This window comes from Rhizobium sp. UBA1881 (assembly GCF_002338015.1).
Lineage (GTDB): Bacteria > Pseudomonadota > Alphaproteobacteria > Rhizobiales > Rhizobiaceae > Rhizobium.
Map to the genome: position 1 here is coordinate 1 of NZ_DDHH01000025.1, position 924 is coordinate 924.

Annotated in this window: 1 protein-coding gene; it reads right to left on the bottom strand. The window is 61.3% G+C overall.

Annotated elements, in window-relative coordinates; genetic code table 11:
- A partial coding sequence (locus B3605_RS02210) for a pirin family protein (RefSeq protein WP_296431998.1) occupies positions 1–712 on the bottom strand: 712 nt, incomplete at its 3' end.
- Positions 713–924 lie beyond the last annotated feature (212 nt).

The window sequence follows — 924 nt, forward strand, 5'->3', positions numbered from 1 at the left end:
GACGGAAGACCAGCAGCTGGTCGGCCGCGAATCGGTCGCCCGCGATCACCACCTCGCCCGACAGCACATAGATCGCCCGCTCCTCATGCGCGGCGGCGAACGGGAATTTCGCACCGGCATCGAGATTGATATCGGCATAGAGCGTGTCGGAAAACACGCTCACGGGCGAGCTCATGCCCTCAAACGCACCGATGACGACCCGCCCGCGCACCCCGCGCTCGTCGATCACGGGCATCGCGTTCTTTTCCGTATGCGCGAAGGAGGGATCGATCTCCTCCTTGTCATCGGGCAGCGCCAGCCACGTCTGCAGCCCGGACATCAGAAGCGGATGGCCGCGCAGATTGTCGGGCGTACGCTCCGAATGCACGATACCACGCCCAGCCGTCATCAGGTTGATATCTCCAGGCCGGATCACCTTCTCGGTGCCGAGGCTATCGAGATGCCGGATTTCACCATCGAACAGATAAGTGACCGTCGACAGCCCGATATGCGGATGCGGCTTCACATCGAGCGCTTCATCCGGCTTCAATATCGCCGGCCCCATGCGATCGAAAAAGATAAACGGCCCCACCAGCCGCCGCTGCCTGGTCGGCAATGCCCGTCGCACCTGAAACCCGCCGATATCGCTGGTGCGCGGGATGATCAGGTTCTCGATGGCGTCGCAGGCAAAGGCATCGCCGGGGAGGGGGTCTTTGCCGGGGAAGAAGGACATGGGGTGTCTCCGTTGGCGAAAGCGGGGAGCTTATCGGCTATCGTGCGCGATGACCAGAAGGCAGGCTCGAGGCGATTGACGGGCTATGGCATCGGATGTCATAGTTTCGAACATGAAGGCCGAGTTGCTGTTTCGCGAACGTATCATCTACGACGATGGGGCCATTCTCGAAATGACCATCTGGCAAGTTCCCGTTCAGGTTCCGCCATCGC